Source organism: Adlercreutzia sp. DFI.6.23, from assembly GCF_024462535.1.
GTDB lineage: Bacteria > Actinomycetota > Coriobacteriia > Coriobacteriales > Eggerthellaceae > Adlercreutzia > Adlercreutzia rubneri.
Genome location: NZ_JANGBP010000768.1, coordinates 1 through 289 on the forward strand (window position 1 = coordinate 1; position 289 = coordinate 289).

Annotated in this window: 1 pseudogene; it reads right to left on the reverse strand. The window is 59.5% G+C overall.

The features are described 5' to 3' along the window. Positions 1–180: pseudogene (locus NE591_RS16450) on the reverse strand (hypothetical protein); the annotation flags it as partial. Between the last annotated feature and the right edge of the window lie 109 nt (positions 181–289).

Below are 289 nucleotides of genomic sequence, written 5' to 3' on the forward strand. Positions count from 1 at the left end.
AGGGATCCACCTGCTTCAGCTTGCCCTCCTCCATGACGTTCGCGTACTCGGGCGCGATATCCATCATGTCCGCGATGGACTGGCGCGACTTGTCACGGCGTAGCTTTGGAATAGCTCGCCCACCTGGAAGAACAGCATCACGGCCGCACCTTCGGCCATGTGCGGCTCGGTGTCGGGGAACATCTCTCATCGTAGGCCTCGAAGGGCGTATGGTAGGTGGGCATATGGTAAAAGTCCTTGTCGATGGGCTTGCCGATGTCGATGCGAGCGCCGGGATTCTCCACGTAGA